Origin of the sequence: uncultured Empedobacter sp., assembly GCF_937930195.1 — a bacterium.
GTDB lineage: Bacteria > Bacteroidota > Bacteroidia > Flavobacteriales > Weeksellaceae > Empedobacter > Empedobacter stercoris.
This window is the reverse complement of record NZ_CALGVK010000145.1, coordinates 1-3369: the sequence shown is the minus strand read 5'-3', so window position 1 is coordinate 3369 and position 3369 is coordinate 1. Positions and strand designations below refer to the sequence as shown.

General features: G+C 31.6%; 3 protein-coding genes and 1 pseudogene. 1 reads left to right on the top strand and 3 read right to left on the bottom strand.

Annotated features, from left to right (window positions below; all coding sequences use genetic code 11):
• Positions 1–166: 166 nt before the first annotated feature.
• The 3 genes from Q0616_RS08405 to hisE all read right to left on the bottom strand — a co-directional run bounded on the left by Q0616_RS08405 (position 167) and on the right by hisE (position 1754).
• Positions 167–460, bottom strand: coding sequence for a hypothetical protein (locus Q0616_RS08405; RefSeq protein ID WP_260544261.1), 294 nt, complete (start codon positions 458–460; stop codon positions 167–169).
• 140 nt (positions 461–600) lie between these two features.
• Entirely contained in the window at positions 601–1377 is a 777-nt protein-coding gene (locus Q0616_RS08400; protein WP_286484176.1) for a M48 family metalloprotease, read from the bottom strand.
• A gap of 17 nt (positions 1378–1394) precedes the next feature.
• Positions 1395–1754 (bottom strand): phosphoribosyl-ATP diphosphatase, encoded by a 360-nt coding sequence (hisE, locus tag Q0616_RS08395; RefSeq protein ID WP_225542654.1) that lies wholly within the window; start codon positions 1752–1754, stop codon positions 1395–1397.
• Between the two features lie 213 nt (positions 1755–1967).
• Between hisE and Q0616_RS08390 the strand changes: the two are divergent.
• Positions 1968–3369, top strand: a pseudogene (locus Q0616_RS08390) (glycine dehydrogenase (aminomethyl-transferring)); the annotation flags it as partial.

The window sequence follows — 3369 nt, the reverse complement described above, 5'->3', positions numbered from 1 at the left end:
CTATAAATCGAAACTTCATCTTCTCCTCCTGAAGAATGTAATTGAGTAGTATAATAAAATTCATCTCCTTGCATATACCCTAATCCATCTGTGTATTTAATAAATAAAAAACAACAGATTAATTGAATCAAATATAAAACTTCAAGATAAGAAAAATGGACTTTCATTATATTTTTTGATTATCTGAATTTTTGTTTAAAAACTTTTTAGCTAACAAATAAAAAAGGTAAAGTGTTAATATTCCTAAAATTAGCATTATTAATAACAAAATATAATTCCCATAAAGAATTGTTGAATCTATTTCTCCCATTTGAATTAAAAAAAAGAATAACAAACTAAACGTCAAATAGAAAAATAATAGTATTATCTTTTTCTTAAGCCAGATACTAATCATAAAAGCTACAAGAGACAACCAACCTAACATAGCTATAACATTATCATCAGATTCTCCTGGATTCATTAAGTACGAAGAAACTTCTATGTAAGTATCATGATTAATTTTCTGAACAAAACCAATCGTGTAGCAATAAAAAATATAACAACAAATTATTTGTAGCAAGTAAAGAATTTCAATAAAAGTAAAATGAATTTTCGACTTCATCACTGATTTCTATATTCATTAATAGCTGCTTTTATTTTTTCACGACGATTAGATGGCGATGGATGCGTACTTTGAAATTCTGGCACTTGGCTTCCTCCTGATGCTTCTTCTAAAATATCCATCACACCAATTAATGCTTCAGGATTATAACCTGCCTGAATCATAAATCGTACACCCAAATCATCTGACTCTAATTCATCATCACGACCATATTTCATATTTACCATATTCGCTACAACTTGTGCATAATAAGCCGAATTTACATCTCCAGCAGCAACTCCAGCCGCGCCTGCAATTCCTTGCGAAAGTTCTTGCTTCGACATTTGTTCTGCACTATGACGTGCAATAACATGACCAACTTCGTGGCCTAAAACACCAGCCAATTGATCTTCGCTTTGCAAACGTGTCAACAACGCTTCGGTAATAAAAATTGGTCCACCAGGCAACGCAAAAGCATTTACCGTTCGATTATCTGCCAAAACATAAAACTGAAAAGGATAATTGGTTTTATGAGCATCACTATTATTGACAACTTTTGCTCCTACTCGTTTTACGATTTCTTGGTATTGTGAATTTTGAGATAATCCACCAAATTCTTGTGCCATTTGCGGAGCCGAATTAATTCCAATTGCAATTTCATCATCCTTAGTCAATGATATATACTGCTTTTCACCAGTTAATTCGTTTATAGAAGAAGAAGAAAAATATTTAATCACAGAGAAAATAACAATTGCAGCTGCAACAATTAATTTTATCGACGTTCCGCCTTTTTGCATAGTAGTATTTGGTTTTATTATTTTTTGTGTCTTTTCTTCAGAATTTCCAAGACATCTTTCAGTTCAAAACCACGGGCATGTAGCGCCATAAGGTAATAAAAGAAAACATCTGCCGATTCTTCTAAAAAGTTTTCATCGTTATCTTGTTCCGAAGCGATCACCATTTCTACAGCTTCTTCACCCATTTTTTTTGCGATTTGCGAATTTCCTTTTTTATGAACACGTTTCATTTTAGATTTTTTCGCATCTTGCAATTTTGCATCTTCCATCATGATTTCCAATTTTTTTAGAAAAGGAAATTTTTTCTCTTTTTTGACTTCAGAAATATTTTCATTAAGTTCCATAAAATCGTCTGTTTGCATAGATTTTTTAAACATAGAATAAAATTAAGCAATTCTATCGAATTAACTGTCTCAATTTTATTGCCAATATTACTAATTTTTAAAAAAAAGAACGTTTTTATTCTTAATTATTTTATAAAAACTATTTTTCTAACTCATTCATTCGATTAATTATTATCATTCTTTTTTGCTTTTATTTTAAGAGAAAAAAATGTATTTTTACGCGAAAATAAACATAGCGCAAACACAATGAACACAAACGATTTTTCCATTAGACATATTGGAAACAATGCACAGCAAGCAGCTGAAATGCTTTCTGTAATTGGGAAAGATTCTATTGATTCTTTAATTGAGGCTACAGTTCCTCAGAATATTCGATTGAAAAATGCTTTGGATTTACCAGAAGCTTTATCAGAATTTGAAGCTATTAATCATTTAGCTGAAATCGCTTCAAAAAATAAAAAAGTAAAAAATTATCTTGGATATGGATATTATGGTACAATTTTACCAGCACCAATTCAACGTAATATATTAGAAAATGCTGGTTGGTACACAGCTTATCCACCATACCAAGCTGAAATTGCGCAAGGACGTTTAGAAGCTTTATTAAACTTTCAAACTGTTATCTCTGACTTAACAGGTTTACCTATTGCAAATGCCTCTTTATTAGACGAAGGAACTGCATGTGGTGAAGCAATGCACATGTTATTTGAATCTCGTTCTCGTGATCAAAAGAAAAACAATGTCAACAAATTTTTTGTAGCAGACAACTTATTCCCTCAATCTGTAGCAGTTTTAGAAACGAAAGCACACGGTTTAGGAATTGAATTAGTTGTTGGAAACTTTGAAACAACTGAATTAACAGAAGAATTCTTCGGAGCGATTGTACAATACATCGGAAAAGGAGGACAAATCAATAATTATAAATCATTTGTAGAAAAAGCAAATGCTGTTAACGTAAAAGTTGCTGTTGCAACAGATTTATTAGCTTTAACATTATTAACACCTCCAGGTGAATGGGGAGCTGAAATTGCAATTGGTACTTCTCAACGTTTTGGTGTTCCAATGGGATACGGAGGACCACACGCAGCTTTCTTATCTTGTACAGAAGAATATAAGCGTGTAATTCCAGGACGTATTATTGGAGTTTCTCAAGATCGTTTAGGAAATTATGCATTGCGTATGGCTTTACAAACGCGTGAACAACATATCAAACGTGAAAAAGCAACTTCTAACATTTGTACTGCACAAGTATTGTTAGCAGTTATGGCTTCTTTCTACGCGGTTTATCACGGTAAAGATGGTTTACAATATATCGCTGATCAAATCCATACTAAAGCAGCTGTTTTACACGGAGGTTTAGAGCATTTAGGATTTAAATTAGTGAATACAAATTTCTTCGATACAATTCAAATTGAGGTTGAAAACTCTGACGAAATTGTGAAGATTTTTGCAGAAGAAGAAATTAATGTAAATGGATTCGAAAACGGAAAAATTTCAATCACAATTGATGAAATGACTTCTGAAGAAGATATTTTTGAAATTTTAAGTGTTTTTGCAACAATTAAAAACACAGAAGACGGTTTCGAATTTGAAGTAGATGATTCTTATTTACCTCAAGATTTAATCAGAACTTCTGATTTCTTAACAC